This window comes from Shewanella sp. MF05960 (genome assembly GCF_050849305.1).
Lineage (GTDB): Bacteria > Pseudomonadota > Gammaproteobacteria > Enterobacterales > Shewanellaceae > Shewanella.
Map to the genome: position 1 here is coordinate 134,987 of NZ_JBOZPS010000011.1, position 23,122 is coordinate 158,108.

The window sequence follows — 23,122 nt, forward strand, 5'->3', positions numbered from 1 at the left end:
ATGGCTCGCTTTTTTATTGATCGCCCTATTTTTGCTTGGGTAATCGCAATTTTAATTATGCTTGCAGGTGTGTTGGCCATTAGAGGCTTACCGATTGCACAGTATCCGAGTATTGCCCCGCCAACAGTGGTGATCAGTGCTTTTTATCCTGGTGCGTCTGCCAAAACCATGGAAGACACGGTAACACAGGTTATTGAGCAACAAATGACCGGCTTGGATCATTTACGCTATATCTCATCGACCAGTGACAGTTTTGGTAACACCAAAATCACCTTAACCTTTAATGCTGAAGCCGATCCTGATATTGCACAGGTTCAGGTGCAAAATAAATTACAGGCTGCCACGCCTTTACTGCCTTCTGAAGTTCAGCAGCAGGGTGTAAAAGTGAATAAGTCGACATCAGGCTTTTTGATGGTGATGGGTTTTGTGTCACAAGATGGCTCAATGGGAAAAAGTGACATTTCAGACTATGTCGCAGCCAATGTTCAAGACCCAATGAGCCGTGTACCTGGCGTGGGTGAACTGACGCTTTTTGGTGCGCAATATGCGATGCGTATTTGGCTCGACCCACTAAAATTAACTCAATACAACTTAACCAGTATTGATGTTACTGCTGCGATTAGTGAACAAAACGCACAGATTTCTGCAGGCCAATTAGGGGGAGCCCCATCGGTAGCTGGGCAAGAGTTAAACGCGACAATATCAGCCCAAAGCCGTCTGCAAACACCAGAAGAGTTTAGACGGATTATTCTGAAGTCTGACTCATCTGGCGCAAATGTGTATCTTGAAGACGTGGCTAGAGTTGAACTGGGGGCAGAAAGTTATGCCGTTGATTCTTATTTCAATGGCAAGCCAGCGTCTGGTTTAGCGGTTAAATTGGCTACTGGTGCCAACGCGCTCGACACCGCAGAAGGTGTTAAAGCCAAAATTAATGAGATGAAAGCGTTTTTCCCGCAAGGACTTGAAGTTGTTTACCCTTACGATACTACGCCATTTGTTGAGCAATCGATTGAAGGCGTAGTGCATACATTGATAGAAGCCATTGTATTGGTATTCTTGATTATGTATCTGTTCCTGCAAAACTTTAGAGCCACGTTAATCCCAACGATTGCCGTACCGGTTGTATTGCTTGGTACGTTTGCCGTGCTATCGGCAGCAGGCTTTACCATTAATACCTTAACCATGTTTGCCATGGTACTGGCGATTGGTCTGCTGGTGGACGATGCAATTGTTGTGGTCGAGAACGTTGAGCGTGTGATGTCAGAAGAGGGCTTAAGTCCACTTGAGGCCACCCGTAAGTCAATGGATCAAATCACCAGTGCGTTAGTTGGTATTGGTTTGACTTTGTCTGCGGTATTTGTGCCTATGGCATTTATGTCTGGCTCTACTGGGGTTATTTATCGTCAGTTCTCGATTACGATTGTATCGGCAATGGCGTTGTCTGTGTTTGTCGCAATCGTATTAACACCGGCATTATGTGCCACCATGCTAAAACCGATTAAAAAAGGCCATACTCAAGCGGACACAGGATTTTTTGGTTGGTTTAACCGCAAGTTTGATGCCATGACCTCACGTTATGAGTCTAGTGTTGGCAGTATTTTAAAGCGCTCATTTAGAGTGATGCTGATTTACATTGGTTTAGTGATTGCGGTGGGTTGGATTTTTTTGCGTATGCCAACCGCATTCTTGCCAGATGAAGACCAAGGTATCTTATTTACCCAAGCAATTTTGCCAACAAACTCAACCCAAGAAAGCACCGTAAAAGTGCTTAAACAGGTTAACGACTATTACCTCAATGACGAAAAAGACATTGTTCGATCTGTATTTACCGTCGCAGGCTTTAGTTTTGCCGGTTCAGGTCAAAATATGGGTATTGCGTTTGTAGGCTTAAAAGATTGGTCAACTCGCGAAGCGCCAGGTGAAGATGTTCAGTCACTTGCTGGCAGGGCAATGGGGCGCTTTATGCAAATCAAAGAAGCCTTAGTGTTCGCCTTTGTACCGCCGTCGGTCATTGAGCTGGGTACCGCCAATGGTTTTGATATGTACTTAAAAGATTTGAATGGTCAAGGCCATACCAAGTTAATTGAAGCGCGTAATCAAATGCTCGGCATGGCGGCGCAAAACCCCAACCTAGTAGGCGTCAGACCTAACGGTCAAGAAGACGCGCCTATGTATCAAATTCACGTCGATCACGCTAAATTGCGTGCATTAGATATTGATATCAATAACGTTAACAGCGTAATGGCGACTGCATTAGGTGGCTCATACGTAAATGACTTTATTGACCGCGGCCGCGTGAAAAAGGTGTATGTGCAAGGTGAGGCGAAATATCGTATGCAGCCAAGCGACTTAGACACCTGGTATGTGCGTAATAGCAATGGCGAAATGGTACCGTTCTCGGCATTTTCGACTGGATCGTGGGAGTTTGGTTCACCTCAGTTACAGCGTTTTAACGGTGTACCCGCGGTTAACATTCAAGGTGCGACAGTACCTGGTTACAGTACTGGTGCAGCGATGGATGCACTAGAAGAAATGGCCAAACAGCTTCCACCTGGTTACGGCATAGAATGGAATGGTTTGTCATATGAAGAACGGTTGTCGGGCAACCAGGCACCAGCGTTATATGCATTATCTATCTTAATTGTGTTCTTAGTGCTTGCGGCACTATACGAGAGCTGGTCGGTGCCGTTATCGGTTATTCTTGTGGTGCCATTAGGGATTATTGGTGCATTGATAGCCATGAATGGTCGCGGTTTACCTAACGACGTATTCTTCCAGGTAGGCTTATTAACTACAGTCGGGCTGGCGACCAAAAATGCCATTTTGATTGTTGAGTTTGCCAAAGAATACTACGAAAAAGGCTCAGGCTTAATTGAGGCAACACTGCATGCAGTTAGAGTCCGTTTACGCCCAATTTTAATGACATCATTAGCCTTCGGTTTAGGTGTTGTACCATTAGCCATTAGCTCTGGCGTAGGTTCTGGTAGTCAAAACGCTATTGGTACGGCAGTACTGGGCGGGATGATGTCATCGACATTCTTAGGTATTTTCTTTGTGCCGTTATTCTTTGTGGTGGTTGAGCGCATCTTTAGTAAGCGTGAAAAACCCAGCGAAGAGGACGACGAAAAAGTCGATAACGATAGAAAATCGATTTAATCGGTAACCCGTTGTAAAAAAGCCCAGTTTTACTGGGCTTTTTTGTGCCTGTAGCAATATGCATTTATATTTGGATTTAGCTAAAAATCGCATAGCGAGTAAAAAGAGGATTAACAGTGATTAAATGATACTTAAAAGCCACTAATGGGCTTGTTTAAATAGAGTAAACTTAAAAAGTGTTTAAAAAACACTCTGGTAAATTAGGCTTTAGGTGATTGAAAAAAATGGTGATTAAAAAATTAACTGTGTAAATATCATCCAGATTTTATTCGATAATTGTGTTATGATTAAGATCGTAATCAAAACAGTTTTTTAACATCTATTTGTACAGATAAACACTTTTGTGGTTATTTTTTAGCGAAGATATCGCCGATAAAGATGAACTTTTGATTAAATAATGATTATGATAGTGAATAACAATAATAAAGGATGTCACCATGCAGGCGCTATTTATTAGCCTCACTTTAGCCGCGATTCTGGCCTATCTTTGGTATGCCAGTTTACTTAAAAAACGCACTTCAGCCATTGAAGCGCTAAAAGTCATCGACTCAAAAATTGATAGAAGGCTGACACTCTTTACTGAGCTGTGTCAGGAAAAACCCTCTTACCCACGCCCGTTAACCGATGACCAGCAAGCTCAGTTGGAGCAGCTAAAACAGCTACAACCCGAACATGATTGGCAGCAACCGATTGAAGAATCAAATGTTGCAGGTGGGTCGTTGTCGGTATCGATTGCAGCATGGCAGCAAATCGATCAAGGTCTAGAGTCGCTATTGTCTACGGTAAATAAAGACAAACTGTGCACCGAGCAACTGGCTGAGTATTTGCAACTCGAACTCGACTTTATACATGCCGAAGATTTTTACCGTAAAGCGGTCGATGAGCTTAACAGTGGGGTTAAGATTTTCCCTGGTTCTGCCGTTGCTAAATTTGCCCGTATCGCGCCAATGCCGATATTTGATCAAGTGCAGGAGTAACTCGATGTTGTGGCGTAATGAGCTGGCGCTATTGATTATCGTATTACTCTTTTGTGCTGCGCAAGTACACGCTAAACAAGTGGTTTATCCTCAAGTAGAAGAAACCACAAAACCACAAATAAAAGCGAAATACCGTGTTGAAGAGCCTACCGAAAAAAAACAGCTCCAGCTAAAACCGACACAGAACAATGCGCAGGGGAATAGCAGTAAACCCACTCTTGAAGCATTTAACGTGTTGACGCCAAACAGCCCTAAATCCATTAACGATCAATTATCGCTTAATGGCGGGTATGTTGGCGATAAGCCACAACCGCGAACGTTAACCAATGATTATCCGCTGAGCCAATCATCCTCTGCAACACGTAAACCCAAGGTTAAAGCCCAATATTCTGAAAACGGTATTGTCAGTGATTTAGGCGTCGAAAAACGTAAAGTGTATCAATACAAGCAAGCCAACGGAATTATGGTGTTTAGCGATCAACAACCGTTAGATGCCGATTATCAAGTGCTGTTGTACGAATGTTTTGCTTGCCGCCCAGATTCAACTATCGACTGGTACAAAATTCCACTCTTTACCTCGCACTTTGCCACCGATGTAGCATTAGCAGCACACAAATATCAGTTAGATCCGGCATTAATCAGAGCCGTGATCCATGCCGAATCGGCGTTTAAACCTGGGGCAGTTTCAAAAGCCGGTGCAAAAGGGCTAATGCAATTAATGCCCGGTACCGCCAGTGACATGGGCGTAGACAACCCGTTAAATGCCCAGCAAAATATTCGTGGTGGTAGCCGCTATTTAGCGCAACTGTTAGCCCAATTTAATGGTGATCTAGACTTAGCGTGCGCCGCGTACAATGCCGGCCCGAGTACCGTCACTCAATATCGTGGCATTCCGCCATATCCTGAAACTCAAGCTTATGTGAAGCGCGTAAAAATATTATTCAAACGCTATCAAAAAGCATTAGCCAGTTAATTAAGGTCATTATTCATGAAGCATTTAATTCATAAAGCGCAGCCAAAGCGCGTCAAACTCAGCCGTAATAGTGGCTATTGCTTAGCAGGCATGGCGGGTTTATTAATTTTTGGTGCTGTGGCCTTGCCAGCACTTGCCGCGGACAAACCCGTATTTGTAGCCCCTTCGCAAGAAGACATGCGCTTGTACGACATTGCTAATGCACCTCAAGCGCAGCGCATTGAGCAAGATATTCGTACATTGGTGAATTTTGGCACTCGCCATACTATGTCGGACACGCAATCTGACACCCAAGGCATTGGCGCCGCAAGACGCTGGATAGAAGCCGAGTTTAAGCGGATTTCAAAAGAATGTGGTGGTTGCCTCGAAGTGGTAACGGTAGCAAACACCGTAGAGGGTAAGCGAATTGCGCAGCCTACCGAGGTGGTCAACGTTATTGCTATTCAACGTGGTAAAACAGACCCTAAGCGTGTAGTGATGATGAGCGGTGATATTGATTCGCGGGTGACTGACGTGCTCGATGCTACCTCCATTTCGCCAGGTGCTAACGATAATGCCTCCGGTGTAGCTGGCGCGTTAGAAGCCGCTCGTGTGTTATCAAAATATCAGTTTAACGGCACCATAGTGTACGCCGCGTTGTCGGGTGAAGAACAGGGTTTGTACGGCGGCAATATTCTAGCCGACTACGCAAAAGCGCAAGGCTGGCAAGTGCAAGCGGTGTTAAACAACGACATGATCGGCAATATTTCTGGCATTAATGGCGTAGTCAATAACAGCAGTGTGCGAGTATTTTCGGAAGGTGTACGTTTTGCAGAAACGGCCGACGAGGCAAAAGAGCGTTATTTTAGTGGTGGTGAGAACGATTCTGCTTCGCGTAATTTAGCCCGTAATATAAAAACCTTGGCCGACCAATACATGACGAATCTAGACGTAATGTTAGTGTATCGCCTCGACCGATTTGGCCGTGGTGGGCATCATTTACCGTTTAACCAAGCTGGTTTGCCTGCGGTGCGCATTATGGAAACTAACGAACATTACGACCGCCAACATCAGGATATTCGGGTTGAAAATGGCATTGCTTATGGTGATGTGATTGAAGGGGTTGATTTTGGCTTTACCGCCAAGCTTACCGCATTAAATGCCTTAAGTTTAGCCGCACAAGCCTGGGCACCTGCACCGCCAACACAAGTGAAGATTGAAGGCCAGGTGTCTCCCAGTACCACATTGAATTGGGCAAAAAGCAGTGATGAAACCGTGGTAGGTTATCGAGTGTATTGGCGCTCAACTACCGCGCCAGAGTGGACCCACAGCCGCTATGTGGGCAAGGTGAATACCTTTACTCTGGATAATCTTGTGATTGATAATTACTTATTTGGCGTTGCAAGCGTGGCCGCCAATGGCAATGTCAGCCCAGTGGTATTCCCAGGGGCAGCAGGCGCGTTTTTTAAGTAAGCTTTTTAAGCGACCTTAATAACTAAACAATAGAATAGTAAAAGCCCGGCTCATATGCATGCGCCGGGCTTTTTTATTGGTATCACTATTAGCCAAACTATTATCTAAGTTGGGACATTTCGATTACTCGCCAACTTCCCACTTCACGGTCGTGTAACCGTCAGCTCGGCCCAATAATGGCGCTAAGTAATCTAATGCTTCTTTGGCCATAACGTCCATTTGCCAAGGTGGATTAATAATCCATAAACCGGCCGCTGTCATGCCAAACTCGTCACTGTCCGCACTCAAGCCTTGCTCAATACGCAGTTGTTTTTTAATGCCGCTATTTTTAAGTAATGTCAGCATGGCTTCCGTTTGTTCACGTTTTACTACCGGATACCACAGCATAAACATTCCGGTCGCAAAACGCTTATGTGCTTTAATAATCGTTTCTGCTACATCAACGTAGTCTGTTTTTATTTCGTAACTTGGGTCAATTAATATTACGCCACGACGTTCTAACGGTGGCACCGCAGCGATTAAACCCGCCAGCCCATCACCATTAATCACTTTCACTTGTTTGTCTTGAACAAAATAATCTTCAAGTAACTCATGGTCAGTGGTGTGCAGTTCGTGTAATACCATGCGGTCTTGTGGGCGTAATTCCACATCAACAAACGCTGGTGAGCCAGGGTATACAGCTAATTCACCATCATGCTCAGCGTTAAAATGGCGTACAGACTCTACATAATCGGCTAAAGCGATAGGCAAATTATCGTGGTCCCAAAGCTTCGCTATACCTTCTAAATACTCACCCGTTTTTTGCGAAAACTCATCTGTTAACGAATACGCGCCAGCACCTGCATGGGTGTCGATATACACGTAAGGTTTTTCTTTTTTCTGCATGGCTTTTAACGCTTGAATAAGCATGGCGTGTTTAAGCACATCGGCATAATTGCCAGCATGATAACCGTGGCGATAACTGAGCATGGGCATTTCCATTAACTAAATGAGACAGCAAAAACTGTGTAATAGCACCATTATAAGTTTTCTCAAGCGTGAGGTATAGGTATTCACTGGAGATGGCTTTTGGCATAATGAGGTAGTTTCTTATATTGGCATGGTATTTATCTTGTTGCAGACACCGATCTTCTTTAATCAGCAGTACCCAACATTGGTTGATATCGCCAGCCGCTGGCAATTAGTGTGGGACAAAGACGCCGCGTTTGAATTGCGTTTTGAGCAAAACTGTTTGAGTTTGTACAAACGAGATGAACCTAAATTAGATGGTATTAACGTTGATTTTGTATCTGGTGCTGTGGCACATCGCCGCAAATTTGGCGGTGGGCGCGGTCAATCGATTGCCAAAGCTGTCGGGTTAAAGCAAGGCGTAACGCCAACGGTTGTCGATGGTACAGCAGGGCTAGGCCGCGATGCGTTTGTATTGGCAAGCCTAGGTTGCAAAGTGATTATGGTTGAGCGCAACCCAGTGGTAGCCGCGCTATTAGAAGATGGCTTACGCCGCGCTTATGAAGATGCTGAAATCGGCCAATGGATGCAGGAGCTGATGAGCCTATTTCACGGTTCAAGTTTGACAGCATTAGCTAACGCCGCTCAATCATCGGCCACCGAAATCGATGTGGTTTACCTTGACCCCATGTACCCGCACCGTGAAAAGTCAGCTTTAGTTAAAAAAGAAATGCGCGTATTTCAAACCTTAGTTGGTGCCGACTTAGACGCCGATGGATTGTTAGCCCCGGCAATGGCACTCGCCACCAAACGCGTAGTCGTAAAACGCCCCGATTATGCTGAAGACCTCGACGGAGTAAAACCAAGCATGGTTATCGCAACGAAAAAGAATCGCTTTGATGTATATGTGAAAGCCGCGATGAAATAGTGGTGTTGAAATAGCAGTGATTAAGCATCAAAGATATGTCGCTGAACCCATACATTGACATAATGCACCCATAGTTTGACAAAATTAACCCATTCAATGACATAAAAATGGTTTTTGTAATTATATTACAAAAGCCATTTCCTTTAATATCAATACCTTGAGTAGTTAATAACCCATATATTGACAAATTTTTGCATGTTAGTACACTAAATATACTGTATTTGTGCGAATTTAACTCATGTATATAAGAAGCTTACGTAAACCATCACCGAACAAAAACGTATTTAAATTCGCTAGCGTAAAAGTTAGTGAAACGATAATGTGTGAAAGTTCATTGGAGTTTGATGCGTGCTTTCATCATGAATACAATGACTGTATAAAGGTTTTTGGCAGTCAGCCTGAAGGGTTTTATTACGATTTTGAGGGTAAAAAATTGCCCTATACACCTGATGCGATAATTCACTTTATCGATGAGACGGTAAAGTTCCATGAATATAAACCTTATAGTAAAACATTCGATCCAATCTTTAGAGCTAAATTTGTAGCTAAGAAAGCGGCAGCCCAGTCCTTGGGAGCAGATCTTATCTTGGTAACAGAGCGTCAAATCCGCGTAAATCCTATTCTAAACAACCTTAAAATACTGCACCGGTATTCTGGTATATATGGCTTAAATACTATTCAAATTGAATTGCTTAAGCTTATAAAAAGATCAGGTAAAATAAGTGTAAATGATGTTGCAATCAAACAGTCATTATCATTAGGTGAGGCTAGGTCATATCTTTATTCTCTGATACATAAAGGATTAATCAAAACCAACTTAAATCAGGATGATCTTACTTGTAACCCTTCGGTATGGTGTATTGAATGATGGACTTCGAGGATGAATTCAGTGAGTCTGAATTAGTTAAGAAGCCCGATACACCTATTCAATATGTGAAATTAGGCGATGCAGGGTTAGTGAGACGAGATTTAGATACCTTTCCTGAATTTTTAAGAGACAAAGCACTTGATAAATACCAGCTCATTGCTTTCATCGAAGAGACAATCACTGGAGGGTGGACTCAAAAAAATTTAGACCCAATTCTTGATACACTTTTTACTGCAAACATGGACAAGCGACCTAACTGGCGAACGTTAGTTCGTTGGCGTAAAAGCTACATTGACAGTAACGGCGATCTTGCATCATTAGTCGCTAAGCGACATAAAATGGGCAACAGAACAAGTCGAGTTCAGGGAGATGAAGCCTTTTTTGAGCAAGCCCTAACTCGTTTTTTAGATACAAAAAGACCCAGAGTATCTTCAGCATATCAATATTATAAAGACGCCATCACCATTGAGAATGAAAGCATTGTTGATGGACAAATTCCTATCATTTCTTACAAAAGCTTCAACCAAAGAATAAAGTCACTGCCTCCTTATCCTGTTGCAGTAGCGCGGCATGGTAAATTCAAAGCTGATCAGTGGTTTGCTTATTGCTCATCACATATACCCCCTACTCGAATATTAGAACGTGTGGAAATAGATCACACACCACTTGATCTAATCCTGCTTGATGATGAGTTATCTATCCCGCTAGGCAGGCCATATTTAACTTTAATCGTCGATGTTTTTAGTGGTTGTGTTTTGGGGTTTCACTTAAGTTACCGGTCGCCTTCATATGTTTCAGCTGCCAAGGCAATCGTACATGCAATAAAGCCCAAATCATTTGAAGGGCTTGATATCAAGCTTCAAAATGATTGGCCTTGTTTTGGTAAATTTGAAAATCTAGTTGTGGATAATGGCGCAGAATTTTGGTCTAAAAGCTTAGAGCATGCTTGTAAAGAAACAGGTATAAACATCCAATATAATCCTGTTCGTAAACCTTGGTTAAAGCCGTTTGTAGAGCGTTTTTTCGGGATGATAAATGAATGCTTTTTAACTGAATTACCAGGTAAAACTTTCTCTAATATCCTAGCAAAAGAAGACTATAAACCTGAAAAAGACGCCATTATGCGCTTCTCTGTTTTTGTTGAAGAATTTCATCGCTGGATTATGGATGTTTATCACCAAGATTCAAATTCACGTGAAACTCGTATTCCTGTAAAGCAGTGGCAGCGTGGTTTTGATATTTACCCCCCATTAAAGATGAGTAAAGAGGACGAACAACGATTTACTGTGTTGATGGGTATTTCATATGAGCGTACTTTAACCAGAAATGGCTTTAAATACGAAGATCTAATGTATGACTCTACTGCCTTGGCTGATTACAGAAAACATTACCCACAAAGCAAAGATACTATCAAAAAAATCATAAAAGTAGACCCTGATGATCTATCATATATTCACGTGTATCTTGAAGAGTTAGGCGGTTACCTCAAAGTACCCTGCACAGATAATAGTGGTTATACCATCGGATTGAGCCTTCATGAGCATAAAGTGATTAAGCAAATTAATCGCGAGATGATTAGGGAAGGTAAAGATAATTTGGGGCTAGCTAAAGCTCGAATGGCAATTCATGCGCGAGTTAAGCAAGAGCAAGAAGCATTTATTGCATTCAAAACAAAAGCTAAAATTACAGCAGTAAAAAAACAGGCTCAATTAGCCGATATTAGTAATACGGGCCAAAGTACAATTAGTTTAAAGAAAGAAGGACTAGACTTATATTTACCAGATAAATCAGAAACTAAACAAATCAATGTTTTCGATAATTGGGATGATGATTTAGAGGCTTTTGAATGAGGACCTTGAGTTCTGCTCAGATTGAGCAATTACAAATATTTAGTGACTGCATTGTGCTTCATCCACAAGTTAAAACCATTTTTAACGATTTTGATGAGTTAAGATTAAATCGTCATTTTCAATCTGATCAACAATGCATGCTATTGACGGGTGACACCGGTGTAGGCAAAAGCCATCTGATAAATCACTACAAAAAACGTGTATTCGCTAGCCAGAATTACAGTCGTCAATCCATTCCTGTATTAGTGAGCCGTATATCCAGCGGAAAAGGGTTAGATGCAACCTTAACTCAAATATTAATGGATCTTGAGTTGTTTGGTAGTCACCAAAGAAAAAAGCGTGGTTATAAGACTGACTTGACCAAAAAACTAGTCGATAGCCTGATTAAGGCTGATGTTGAACTGCTTATCATCAACGAATTTCAAGAGTTAATAGAGTTTAAAACCGTTCAAGAACGACAATTAATTGCGAATGCATTGAAGTATATAAGCGAAGAAGCCAAGGTTCCTATAGTGTTAGTTGGTATGCCTTGGGCCGAACAAATTGCAGAAGAGCCGCAATGGTCATCGCGTTTGATACGACGCAGAAAACTTGAATATTTTAGTCTTGAAAAAGACAGTAGGTATTTCCGCCAATACCTTATGGGATTGGCGAAATATATGCCATTTAATGAACCGCCAAAACTTGAAGTTATGCATACAGCAGTAGCATTATTTGCCGCATGCAGAGGTGAAAATAGAGCGTTAAAGCACCTATTAACTGAATCATTAAAAATAGCTTTAATGGAGAAAGCTATCAATCTTGATAATCAACATTTGGTATCAGCATTTAATAAATTATGCTTATTTGATGGCGGAGCTGATGAGCAAATAAAGTTGAAAGAAAATCCGTTCACTCTACCGATAGAGCAAATCAAAATATCTGAAATAACACGATATTCCAATTATAATCAAAACGCATTAGCGAGTAACGAGATGCTGTCTACAAGGATATTTTCAACCCCAACGGCCTTCACTAAGTTACTGAGCAAGTAGATCTTTCAATAAATTAAGGCTGTGCACCATTTCTTAGTACATTCAAGCATGTTTCTACTGCCTTAATTTTCCCCATGAACATATAACTTTGATTTCGAGCCTCGACAAATCGGGGGTAAATCTCTTGTTCCATACTCGGTAGTTTGTTAAGCAGCTTCTTTAGCTCTTCGGCTTCACTGGTGGAGCTGATTAAATCGAATTGATATTGATTAAGAGCGGTGCTCAGCAGATTGGATTGAGTTGATACCCTATCAATCCGTGGGCGACCTATTGATTTAATATTATTACTTGTAGCTTGTAGGCGCGAGTTATCGAATAAGCAGGTTTTATGATAAGTCACTATTTTATCTTGATTATTTCTATGTAAAAAATTTTGCTTACATAGTTTACGTAATGTTCTATGAATTAACTGTCCCGCATCTCTATTACTGACCTGCGGACAAAAAATTAGATATCTTTTTTTTAGGTCATTAACTGTAGTTTGTTCAAAATTCACATCGGTTAAAATGTTAAACAATACTTCATTAATACAGATCATTAATTTAGACACAATACTTACCAATTGTTAGTTATTTCAATAGTTAACGTAATAAATTACGACTTAACTTGTCATAAAACCTTATCTTTCATCTTCAGGGAAACCGCAAGTTATAGCCAATGCATGGGTTATAACTTGACAACAAGACCTAAAAGACTAAGGATTACTTAGTATACCTTAAGGGGAAAAACTAAGACAATCTAAGTTATCTAGGAATCAACAAAAATGAACACGTGTCAGAAAAACAGATTAATCCGCTGCCGCATAGGCTCAAGCAAGCGAGAACAGCTAAAGGCATCAGCCAAAAGCAACTTGGCATTCAATTAGGAATGGAACCAGGTACGGCAAGTGCACGCATGAATCATTACGAAAAAGGCAAGCATACCCCTGACTACACCACCTTAAAGGCGATGGCCGATGAGCTAGGTGTTCCTGTGGCTTACTTTTTTTGTGAGTCAGAAAAAAGTGCAAAACTTCTATGTCTGTTAGATCAAATGACTGATGACGAAAAAGATTCTTTAATAAAACAATTGTCGAAAATTAGTGTTATAGATCTTTAATTTTCGACGATAGTGAATTATAAATTTTGTCCAATTTCACACTAAAACATGAATATTATTTTAGATTGTTTATAGCTCCCTATGAAGATGAATCAATTGTAAAGGTTAACTCTTCAACCTCGTGCTCTCGAAAAGTATCTTTAGATGAAAGAATTTTTACTTTACAAGAATATAAGTTCTTCTTTTTATCACTATCAACTTGTAACCATTTGGCATAACGATCTTTTTGTACAGCAGTATAAGAACCACAAAAAGAGCGAATACCTTTAGGATGAGCAGGCTGCCAATCATTATACCAATATGATGAAAAGCCAATTCCAATGTTATCAACCGAATAACAAAATAGTCCATCAATCGATAAACCAGTTATTTTCATCCCACAAATATTACATTTGGGAACGTAAAGTCCTCGGGACTCAAGGTCAGAGTGCCAATGCCCGTATCTCATAAATGGGACAGGAGTTACAGCTAAAACCCCATTTTCAGATTGTTTTTTAACATCAAACTCATAAGACAGCCTTGATTCCAGGAGATTTCCAACCGTCAAACAGCCAAAGCGTTCTTCGATTACAGTATCTGTAACTTCCTTAGAACCAGTAGTTGCTTTAACCATTGTTAAATCAACCCAACAATCGTTATCAAGTTTAATTGGCATTGAAATAGCTAACAAATCATGGGATTTGTTTACTGCTGCAAAGCTTAATAATATGCCTTTAACAAATTGAATAAGGTTATCTCTGTCAGGGAGTATTTCACTTTCCCATTCAGGTATCCATGTCGGCTTTCTAGGTACTAACCCTATATATGCTGGCTCGATAGGCAATGCAGGTATTGATAAATGTGCAGCATAAGAGTTAGGCATACCAAAGAATTGTTTTGCAGTCTCTATTGTTCGCAAATAAGCGGATCGACCACGATGACTTGCTTGCGTATAAAATTGACCAGTAGATTTCTGTCTATCACTACTCAAAAAGTAATCAATAGTTGTCGCTGATGACGGAAGATATTTAAAAGTATTATGCCACTACAAGGACTATGGATCCACTCGGCAAGTAGTTTCACTCCTTGTAGGGTTTGATACTCGTATCCAGTATAAATAATTGCGGAATTTTTGACTCTCATATCAATTTTTCTAATCTGCCAAGTATAAAATCCATGTTATACCTAATTTCCATAATAATCATTGGTTAAGGTGAATGTTGTTATCATCTTTGAGATGCACAGCTCTATTAGATATTGATTTTCATGAGCGATCTAAACCCTAACATTTTATTTTCTTTAGATACGGCGATTAAACTCATAAAGCGTACTCTAAGCACACTAACGAAAAGTACGAATAAGGAATCAGTTAATGGTACTCCCAACCAGTAGTCCTACAGCATTTTGTAAAGCTTTTATAGAACGAGAACTGAAAAGTAATAAACAAGGACATATATGGATGAGCTTTTGGCCAGTAATGGAGAGAATGATAGAGAGATCTAATGAACTAACCCCTGTATTTGATGAACTGATAGGGAAATTTGGATATTCGGATAAATTTGATGGATATCCTCCAAATAATTCATACATATGGTTAACGCTTGAATGTATTTGGATGAGTATTAATTTTTGTAAAAAAGATGTAGTACAAGTTAGGTTAGATTTAAAAGAGTTAAATACACTTCAAGAGGAAATAGTAGAGCTTTCTGAGCGACTAGCTTTGGCTCTAAGAAGACATGATAAAGTCTATGAATTATCAGGATTTAAAAAAAGCGACTATCAAACAGCTGTTGATATGATTGAACTGGCAAGCGAGGATAATCATTTATACCAAAACTATGTTTCAGATAAAATACAGTCCTTACTTGGTCAGTTTGATCTAAAATATTGGCCAACAAGAGCTGATGTTGTAGAGTCTATTGCCTCTTTTGAAAGTCGTCAGCCATCACCTAATCACAGTGAACTCCCCGAAAACGTCTTAAAAGGCAGAGCTTCAGACATTAAGGACTTCGTATTGGCCTTTGATAATAGTTTTAATGGTTTCAATGATTTACCATCAGGCTTCCGTTTTAGCAATAATGCATTAGCAGACATTATAAATGTGATATTGGATCTCCCTTCAGATAGGCTCGCTACTGGAGATGCAATAAGAATAGTGAGAAACCGTCACAACGAGAACTAAATAGAAGCCTGGTACCGATTACAAGCACTACAGATGTCAGTGTTGAAGAAATTGGGGCTGACCCTGTTACCGTCTTTTCATTTGCACTAGTCTGTAAAATACAGATGTACAGAATATATTTGTTTTGTATTTAACCATTTTGGACAGAACTAGCTAGATCTATGATTCTAAATAGTAATAATTTGATTAGTACAAGTAATCAAATTATTCAAAAGCCCTAATTTGATACGCAACTACATTTATCTTGCAAAATACAAGACCTGAATCCGTTATCTGGATGTGTCTACGTTCGTCTGTGAAAGTTTCTGAGGGGAGCCACATACGCGAGGGGACACATTTTCTGAGGGTTGTAGCGTCTGCAATAAGTATGTCTTGAATAATGTAACCCAATGATTATACTTGGCAACTATCTTTCTACTGTGGAAGTTATCATGCGAACACTAGGCTTAAGAGTATCACCAACAGAAGTTACATTCTGTATTTTTGATTCAGATGAAAACCGAATTATAAACGTCGAAGAAGTCTGTATCCCTAATGCCCTAGAGACCCCTGAGAAACTAAAATATGTTCGTGCCACTCTTTTAGATATTTTACGAGAATTCAAAGTAGAAAAAGCTGGAATTAGGTTATCAGAGCCTACGGCAAGGCAAGTTAGCATTGAGCGTGTACAAATAGAAGGCGTTATTCAAGAAACTTTCGCTTCAAGTACGCTTAAAGCTCACTACCAAGGAGCAATAACGACCATTGCCTCAAAGTTACAGATTACTAAAACGAAGGTTAAAAGTCTTATTAAAAATGAGGAAGAGTACGCCGAAGTCAATGACTGGGGGGCATTTTCAGACAAAGAGCGTGAGGCAATTTTAGTTGCAAAGGGGGCTTTAAATGTCTAGATATCAAGTAGCAGAAGTTACCTTTGAGATACTTGAAGATATCGGACAAGAAGGTAAAAACTCTGACGTTTATAGGATATTGGACTCTGCTCTAAACGCTGAAATGGTGCTCAAGAGAATTAATAAAGCTAACTTTTCCGATGCCGAACAATTTTTCGACGAGGCAAGAAAGGTCTACGATAACAAACATCCAAATGTTGTTGAAGTCAACTATGCTTGTCAGGATAATGAATTTATTTACATCACTATGCCCTACTACCAAAATGGATCTTTGAGTGGGATGATGAACCAAAGGTTTCTCACTTTAAGAGAGATAATTCGTTACTCTGTCCAATTCATTAGCGGCTTACACAATATCCACTCTAACAACCTATTGCACTTCGATTTAAAGCCAGATAACATCCTGCTCTCTGACCGTAATGAGGCCATGCTTTCTGATTTTGGTCTTGCTATGCACATGGATGAGTACGGTTTTACAACACCAAAACAATTGTACAGTAAGCATGTGCCCCCAGAGGCGATCAACACACGGGAATTCTCCACTAGCTTTGATATATACCAAGCTGGCCTAACTATGTATCGAATGTGTGTCGGCCGTGATTGCTTCAACTCCCAGTTCGATTCTTACTCACGAGGTGGAGCTTTTGATCAAGGTAAGTTTGTACAAGACCTTGGAAATGGGACTTTCCCTGACAGAAATCTAATCCCTACACACATCCATAAGAAAGTAAAAGACGCGATAACAAAGTGTCTCGAAGTTGATCCCGACAACAGGTTTGAAACAGCCCTTGAGATTATCAATGCGATATCTGATGTGGACGAGAATTACCTCGATTGGGAGTATGAGCAAGATGAGCATATACGAAAATGGTCTAAAAGATCATCATCAGGTGTATTACACTGTCTACAGATAGATACGGATCGCAAGTCTACTGCGTTCAAAATAGGTACGACGGATAAGCGAACTGCAACTGCTAATTACAGTAAAGATTACTTAACTGACGCGGAGCTAAAGCGGTTCTTAAAACAAAGTATCTAACGACTACTTTATGACTAAATAGGAGGTCGCATGAGTAAAAATAAAATAAGTATTAGAGATAGCTTTTGCAGCCGATCTTCTCTTGCTAAGCCAGTTAATTCTAAGCTCAGTTACAAAGAGCGCATAGCTTTAACTGGTAGAAGTAAGCAAGATAAAGGTGTTGATTTTAGCGCGCCAATAAGTCCTTCTGGACATATTCGACTCTAATAACTTGAAAGCCGCAATCGCGGCTTTTTAATGCTTGCAACTCAGTAATCATCATTGAGCATCTCCTTTAAGTCATCTTTTCCTTCTGGATCTTAGCTTCATAGGGCGTCATTTTGTACTCAAAATCAAAGACAACTTTTAGTAGTTTTCGAACACCATAGTTCTTCATTGAACGCGCTATTCCCTTTATCTTCTCAGTATCAGTCTCGAACTTATCAAGATGTTTCATATAATCGATAAAGCACGTCAATAAATATGGTTACTCGCTTAGATATGGCAAGCTCATTTGGGGGTAGAAACTATTAAGTAGACTTTAATTTTCCTTGCAAAACAGTTCTAGATTAATATAGATTACAACTAAGACTTCCTTAGTTTTGGTGTGGTATGGCTTTTCTATTTTCACCTAAATCTCGTGCGTTTAATGATGAGTCGCTTGAAAGTTATTTACTGCGGGTAGTGGCTGAGAACTTTTTTGATTCTTATGAGCAACTCAGTCTAGCGATACGTGAAGAGCTTCATGAGCTTGATTTTGAGGCTCACGGTGCTTTCCCTGTCGATTTAAAACGCCTTAATGTTTACCATGCTAAACACAATAGCCACTTTAGGATGCGAGCGTTAGGTTTACTTGAGTCTTTGCTTGGTTTACCGCAATTTGAACTTCAGAAGTTGGCTTTGTTGAAGTCAGACCGAACTGTTATTGGCTTATCTGCTGTACACAAAAATGGTGTTGATATTCCACTTCGTTTTATTCGTTATAACTCCACTATTGGAGTTGGTGCGATACCTATTTGCCCCCATTGCTTATCTGATGAACCTTACATTCGACAAATATGGCATCTAACCCCCATAAAGGCATGTGCAAAACATAAATGTCAGTTATTGCATGAATGTCCCGAATGTTCTATTCCCATTAACTACATTGAAAATGAGTCTATTAGCCACTGTGTCTGTGGCTTTGATTTTAGGACGGCTACGCATGGGGATTGTAGCCAAAGTGATCTTGATATAGCGACTAAGCTGATGAGTAGCAAAGATGATGCGAACCCTTTGTTTAAATCTGTTTCTGTATCCCATCGTATGGCGTCACTGGTGTGGTATCAGGCTCGTTATGATAAAGATGATGACTTCAATTTAGCTAAATCTGTCGCTTACTTTGAATCATGGCCTGGCAATATCATTGAAGAGTTAAACCAGCTTACTCATGGTGCAGAGAATAAGTTGATCGATTTGTTTAATCGAACTCCAGTTCGGTTTATTTATGGCGAGTTAATCAGTTCATTACCCAGTATTTACCGTGGAGATCAAGAGACTCATTTTATTCGAGTCGCTATTTTAGATTATTTGAGCCGATTAGTTGCTGCGCATCCTAAATCGAAAAAGCCTAATGTTGCCGATATGCTGGTGAGTATTAGTGAAGCTGCTGTGATTTTGGGAACAACCCATGAACAAATTTATCGTTTGTTTCAGGACGGGGTATTAAGCAGCTCGTTTAGACATAAAATGAAGTATCGAATCGATCCTCAAGCGGCTATTTTTTATTTAAGGCAGGTTGTTGAATATAAAAATAGCTTTGGTTCAACAGACCAAAGGATGTATGTATCAGCATGGTAATTAAGCATTTAAGTGAGTTATTACAAATTAAAGAGCTTGATGAGCGGACTGAAGCTATAAGGCGTGACTTTAGCTCATTTACTGATGGCATCGATGTGACAGGATGTGAGAAAGAAGCGCTGATTATTCTAGTAAATTTAACCTTTCCTAAAAAAATAGTGAAAGACGTACTGGATAAAAAGCGTGCCAAAGCAACGTTAAAAGATGAATACCACCTTAATGAATGCATTAAGCAAGTTGAGTGGTTTCATACTCATAATTTAAAATATCCCGATATCCGTGTGAGTAAACAGCGGTTAATTGCTAAACCGATAGAATCCCAACGACAAGTGCTAAGCAGTGCAGACTGTAGACCTAGCTTGGGCTGGGCTAACAATAGCGCTAAAATCAATCTCGCTAAATTACTTGTCTGTTATTTTTACTGGCAAGGCCGATTAACCTGTCTTGCTAATATCCTTTGTAATGCTATGCCGAAAGAGTGGCTACGGGCATTTAAAGTGCTGGGTGTTTCAGCTAAGTCACTAAAAGTGATGAGCGCTCAAGTTCAACAAAGACTACCGCAGAGTGAGCTACCTTCTTATGTTGATATGTATTCAACTCAAGTGTTGATGCCATATCACGATAGTTATACTTCTATCACACCTGTTGTTAGTAATGGATTGCAGTTAGAGCTTCAACAAGCGGCCTCTCGGCGAGAAGGGCGTTATACGCATTTAAACTTTACTCGACCGGCAGCTGTTAGTGAATTAGTGGCGGGTCTAGGTGGCAAGGTAAGGTGTTTACATTATCCACCGCAAATATCAGACAATAAATCAAATCTTCATGAGTCTATGCTGACTAAATTAGAGCATGGTCAGAGCTTATTCGATCAATACGCCTTACTTAGAAATGAATTTCCCAATGCATTAGACAAGCTAGTTAATAATTACTCAGAACTTGCAGTCAAACAGGGAAGGCAAGCAAAAGTAGCCAGTTTAAAGCAAGTTAGACAGTCACTGAGCACATGGGTTGCACCGCTAATTGAGGGGCGTAAAGCGGTAGAAGAAAACGATGTTGATATTAAAGCTGGTTTGTTGAATCAAGGTAGTATCGAGTGGCAACTTTTAAATAGCCCATATTCAGATTGGGTAAGTCTTTTACCACTGTTGTTTAGTCATTTGAATTTACTGTTATCAAATTCGAATAAAACCAGAAAATATGCATATCATCCAGATTTGATGAAGCCCTTAAAAAATCAATTACTCTGGATTTTAAAGCAATTATCCAGAGGTCCTACTGAAGTCGTTGATGCTAAAAAATTGCAACGATACTTGCACCTTAAAAATATAAGCGTTTATGACGCTCAGTTGTTATCAAATCCTTATTGCTTTGGCTTGCCATCACTTACCGCTGTTTGGGGGATGATGCATAACTATCAACGCAAGTTAAATGCAATGTTAGGCACCACGATACGACTTACTTCTTTTGCATGGTTCATTCGTGAGTTTGATTATGTAAAAGGCACCCAATTACCTGAATTTACAATGCAAGGGCGCAAAGATAGTGAATTTCGTCGGCCTGGTATTATAGATAAGAGAAATGGTGACTTAGTTTTTGACCTTGTCATTCATATTGATGGTTATGAAGATGATTTAGCGAAACTGGATAACAGTACTACTAAATTGAAGGCTTGTTTTCCTTCTCGCTTTGCCGGAGGAACAATGCATGGCCCCTCAGTTAATGCAGATTATGAATGGTGTAAGTTATATGAAAATGAAGATTTACTGTATTCAATCCTAAGTCGCTTTCCTGCCTATGGTAAGTGGGTTATGCCAACAAAACACTCTATTAATAGTGTTAGAGAATTAACAGCACTATTAGAAAACAATGCTTCACTTTGTTCTGTTATGGCTGGCTACATGTTACTTGAAAAACCTAAAGCAAGAGCGGGGTCAATCGCTCCATTACATAGTTATGGCGAACCTGTAATTGGACTTGCATCATGCGACTCTGCTATTGATATAAGGTTACAAGGCAAATCTAATTTTTACAGGCGAGCTTTTTGGATGCTAGATACTAAAGAGCAATTCTTGTTAATGAAAAGAATCTGAGGACATTTTGATGGAGTTGAGTAATTTTTTAAAATATGAGCGTTCACTACATCCAGGTAAAGCCGTATTTTTTTACAAAACACCTGAGTCAGAGTTTATACCTCTCGAGGCTGATGTTACCCGTATTCGTGGCCAAAAAGCCGGTTTTACAGAAGGTTTTAATATCAGTTTTGAAGCTAAAAATTTGGCCCCGCAAGATCTTGCTCATTGCAATCCCATAACCATTGAAGAATGTTATGTTCCCCCAAATGTTGAACATATTTATTGTCGCTTTTCATTACGTGTCCAGGCGAACTCTTTAACCCCAAATGCATGTAATAACAATGATGTCATGGTGCTTTTAAGGTTATTGTCTAAACAGTTTAATATTTGTGGAGGGTATAAAGAGCTTGCTACACGATACTGTAAAAATCTGATGCTTGGCACATGGTTATGGCGAAATCAAAATTCTGGTGATACCCATATCTTGATTAAAACGAGTCTTGGTAATACTTATCAAGTGGCAAATACTCGCCAACTAGCCTGGGAAAGTCGTTGGAACGACGATGACTTGAATACTCTGGAGCAATTAAGCATTGAACTCTCAAATGCTTTGACTGATCCGATGATATATTGGAGCGCTGATATTACCGCTAAAATTAGTACGTCTTTTTGCCAAGAAATCTTTCCTAGCCAAGTATTTAATATGAAAGCAGACAAAGTAGATGTGACAAAAAACTTCTCAAAAGTTAAATGTTTGGATGGACGGTACGCTGTTAGTTTTAACTCAGTAAAAATTGGAGCAGCGTTACAGTTAATTGACGATTGGTGGGGCGATTCTAAACGATTGAGAGTGCATGAGTACGGTGCAGACAAAGAGAATAATATCGCTAGAAGAATGCCCAATACAACATTAAATTTTTATTCAATATTTATTAATGCAGAGCGCTATCTAGAAGAATTAAATCAGCTTGATGCAAATGATAATCAGGCCATAAACCCTGATATTTATTACCTATTTGCTGTGTTGATTAAGGGCGGTATGTTTCAGAAAAAAGCAGAGGTAAAAAAAGGTGAGTAACGCACAGCGATATTTTTTCACGATTCGTTTTTTACCTAAAGAAGCCAATCTTGAGTTACTTACTGGCCGGTGTATTTCTGTTCTACATGGTTATGTAAGTAGGCATGACATAGCAAGTTTAGGCGTGAGTTTTCCGGCTTGGTCTGAAACATCAATTGGTAATGCCGTTGCGTTTGTTCACAGTGATACATCAATATTAAATGAGCTTAAACAACAGTCCTACTTTCAAGACATGCAAGATTGTGGTTATTTTAAAGTGAGTGAGGTTGAAACTGTTCCTGTTGACTGTCCTGAAGTTAGATTTAAGCGAAACCAAGCAATCGCTAAGATGTTTGTTGGCGAAGCAAGGCGACGATTAAAACGTTTGGAAAAACGGGCAATAGCGAGAGGTGAGGCTTTTGAACCTAGTAAAAATACTGAGCCAAGAGATATTGATGTTTTTCATCGAATTGCAATGAATAGTCAAAGTACAAAACAAGATTATATTCTACACATTCAGAAGGTTGCGGGTGAAAAACAATATGCGCCATTATTTAATAGTTATGGTTTTGCCACCAATAAGTTACTTAATGGGACCGTACCTGATTTATCATTTTTAACAGATAACGTTTAACCCTTTATTTTTAAATTATTTTTACTATATGATTTTTATGTATTAAGCGACAATTACGGTGGCCGGTCTAGCGACAATTATCTTGGCCGGTTGATCTGATAAGGTTCGGTACAGCAGAACGGAGGAGTTCACTGTGCCGGGAACACGAATCACTGATCAGCAGGTCA

At 40.0% G+C, this 23,122-nt stretch carries 19 protein-coding genes and 1 pseudogene; 17 read left to right on the plus strand and 3 right to left on the minus strand.

Annotation, left to right across the window (positions count from 1 at the left end; translation table 11 throughout):
* The 4 genes and pseudogenes from ACROAE_RS12970 to ACROAE_RS12985 all read left to right on the plus strand — a co-directional run bounded on the left by ACROAE_RS12970 (position 1) and on the right by ACROAE_RS12985 (position 6,558).
* Entirely contained in the window at positions 1 to 3,156 is a 3,156-nt protein-coding gene (locus ACROAE_RS12970) for an efflux RND transporter permease subunit (RefSeq protein WP_432402377.1), read from the plus strand.
* A gap of 437 nt (positions 3,157 to 3,593) precedes the next feature.
* Positions 3,594 to 4,133 (plus strand): hypothetical protein, encoded by a 540-nt coding sequence (locus ACROAE_RS12975; RefSeq protein WP_432402379.1) that lies wholly within the window; start codon positions 3,594 to 3,596, stop codon positions 4,131 to 4,133.
* 340 nt (positions 4,134 to 4,473) lie between these two features.
* A pseudogene (locus ACROAE_RS12980) lies at positions 4,474 to 5,106 on the plus strand (lytic transglycosylase domain-containing protein); the annotation flags it as partial.
* Between the two features lie 90 nt (positions 5,107 to 5,196).
* A complete protein-coding gene (locus ACROAE_RS12985; RefSeq protein ID WP_432402417.1) occupies positions 5,197 to 6,558 on the plus strand; it encodes a M28 family peptidase in 1,362 nt (453 codons plus the stop codon).
* A 123-nt stretch (positions 6,559 to 6,681) separates the two neighbouring features.
* On the opposite strand, the gene ACROAE_RS12990 is transcribed toward ACROAE_RS12985, so the two are convergent.
* Positions 6,682 to 7,527 carry a 23S rRNA (adenine(2030)-N(6))-methyltransferase RlmJ gene (locus ACROAE_RS12990; RefSeq protein WP_432402381.1) on the minus strand — a complete coding sequence of 282 codons (846 nt, stop codon included), beginning with the start codon at positions 7,525 to 7,527 and terminating at the stop codon, positions 6,682 to 6,684.
* Between the two features lie 130 nt (positions 7,528 to 7,657).
* On the opposite strand from ACROAE_RS12990, the gene ACROAE_RS12995 reads away from it, so the two are divergent.
* From ACROAE_RS12995 to ACROAE_RS13010, 4 genes are all read left to right on the plus strand, one after another.
* On the plus strand, positions 7,658 to 8,434 hold the full coding sequence (locus ACROAE_RS12995; RefSeq protein ID WP_432402383.1) for a class I SAM-dependent methyltransferase: 777 nt from the start codon (positions 7,658 to 7,660) through the stop codon (positions 8,432 to 8,434).
* A gap of 319 nt (positions 8,435 to 8,753) precedes the next feature.
* Positions 8,754 to 9,302 carry a TnsA endonuclease N-terminal domain-containing protein gene (locus ACROAE_RS13000; protein ID WP_432402385.1) on the plus strand — a complete coding sequence of 183 codons (549 nt, stop codon included), beginning with the start codon at positions 8,754 to 8,756 and terminating at the stop codon, positions 9,300 to 9,302.
* Positions 9,299 to 11,152, plus strand: coding sequence for a Mu transposase C-terminal domain-containing protein (locus tag ACROAE_RS13005; RefSeq protein WP_432402387.1), 1,854 nt, complete (start codon positions 9,299 to 9,301; stop codon positions 11,150 to 11,152). The genes ACROAE_RS13000 and ACROAE_RS13005 overlap by 4 nt, the downstream gene beginning before the upstream one ends.
* A complete protein-coding gene (locus tag ACROAE_RS13010; protein ID WP_432402389.1) occupies positions 11,149 to 12,186 on the plus strand; it encodes a TniB family NTP-binding protein in 1,038 nt (345 codons plus the stop codon). Before ACROAE_RS13005 ends, ACROAE_RS13010 begins: the two co-directional genes overlap by 4 nt.
* Positions 12,187 to 12,199: 13 nt before the next feature.
* Here the strand turns inward: ACROAE_RS13010 and ACROAE_RS13015 are convergent, their stop codons facing one another.
* Positions 12,200 to 12,736 carry a hypothetical protein gene (locus ACROAE_RS13015; RefSeq protein ID WP_432402391.1) on the minus strand — a complete coding sequence of 179 codons (537 nt, stop codon included), beginning with the start codon at positions 12,734 to 12,736 and terminating at the stop codon, positions 12,200 to 12,202.
* Positions 12,737 to 12,957: 221 nt separating this feature from the next.
* On the opposite strand from ACROAE_RS13015, the gene ACROAE_RS13020 reads away from it, so the two are divergent.
* Positions 12,958 to 13,284: a helix-turn-helix domain-containing protein gene (locus tag ACROAE_RS13020; protein WP_432402393.1), complete on the plus strand. Its 327-nt coding sequence runs from the start codon at positions 12,958 to 12,960 to the stop codon at positions 13,282 to 13,284.
* Between the two features lie 79 nt (positions 13,285 to 13,363).
* Here ACROAE_RS13020 and ACROAE_RS13025 read toward each other — a convergent pair whose 3' ends face one another.
* A complete protein-coding gene (locus ACROAE_RS13025; protein WP_432402395.1) occupies positions 13,364 to 14,254 on the minus strand; it encodes a hypothetical protein in 891 nt (296 codons plus the stop codon).
* Positions 14,255 to 14,635: 381 nt separating this feature from the next.
* Between ACROAE_RS13025 and ACROAE_RS13030 the strand changes: the two genes are divergently transcribed.
* The 8 genes from ACROAE_RS13030 (at position 14,636) to cas6f (ending at position 22,955) form a co-directional block, all read left to right on the plus strand.
* Positions 14,636 to 15,445 (plus strand): hypothetical protein, encoded by an 810-nt coding sequence (locus ACROAE_RS13030; RefSeq protein ID WP_432402397.1) that lies wholly within the window; start codon positions 14,636 to 14,638, stop codon positions 15,443 to 15,445.
* A gap of 431 nt (positions 15,446 to 15,876) precedes the next feature.
* Entirely contained in the window at positions 15,877 to 16,335 is a 459-nt protein-coding gene (locus tag ACROAE_RS13035) for a hypothetical protein (RefSeq protein WP_432402399.1), read from the plus strand.
* Positions 16,328 to 17,374 carry a serine/threonine-protein kinase gene (locus tag ACROAE_RS13040; RefSeq protein WP_432402401.1) on the plus strand — a complete coding sequence of 349 codons (1,047 nt, stop codon included), beginning with the start codon at positions 16,328 to 16,330 and terminating at the stop codon, positions 17,372 to 17,374. Before ACROAE_RS13035 ends, ACROAE_RS13040 begins: the two co-directional genes overlap by 8 nt.
* A gap of 30 nt (positions 17,375 to 17,404) precedes the next feature.
* A complete protein-coding gene (locus tag ACROAE_RS13045; protein WP_202720841.1) occupies positions 17,405 to 17,581 on the plus strand; it encodes a hypothetical protein in 177 nt (58 codons plus the stop codon).
* A 384-nt stretch (positions 17,582 to 17,965) separates the two neighbouring features.
* Positions 17,966 to 19,192, plus strand: coding sequence for a TniQ family protein (locus ACROAE_RS13050; RefSeq protein ID WP_432402403.1), 1,227 nt, complete (start codon positions 17,966 to 17,968; stop codon positions 19,190 to 19,192).
* Positions 19,186 to 21,282, plus strand: coding sequence for a type I-F CRISPR-associated protein Csy2 (locus ACROAE_RS13055; RefSeq protein ID WP_432402405.1), 2,097 nt, complete (start codon positions 19,186 to 19,188; stop codon positions 21,280 to 21,282). The genes ACROAE_RS13050 and ACROAE_RS13055 overlap by 7 nt, the downstream gene beginning before the upstream one ends.
* 10 nt (positions 21,283 to 21,292) lie before the next feature.
* Positions 21,293 to 22,342 carry a type I-F CRISPR-associated protein Csy3 gene (gene csy3 / locus ACROAE_RS13060; RefSeq protein ID WP_432402407.1) on the plus strand — a complete coding sequence of 350 codons (1,050 nt, stop codon included), beginning with the start codon at positions 21,293 to 21,295 and terminating at the stop codon, positions 22,340 to 22,342.
* Positions 22,335 to 22,955 (plus strand): type I-F CRISPR-associated endoribonuclease Cas6/Csy4, encoded by a 621-nt coding sequence (cas6f, locus tag ACROAE_RS13065; protein ID WP_432402409.1) that lies wholly within the window; start codon positions 22,335 to 22,337, stop codon positions 22,953 to 22,955. Before csy3 ends, cas6f begins: the two co-directional genes overlap by 8 nt.
* The last annotated feature ends 167 nt before the right edge of the window (positions 22,956 to 23,122 follow it).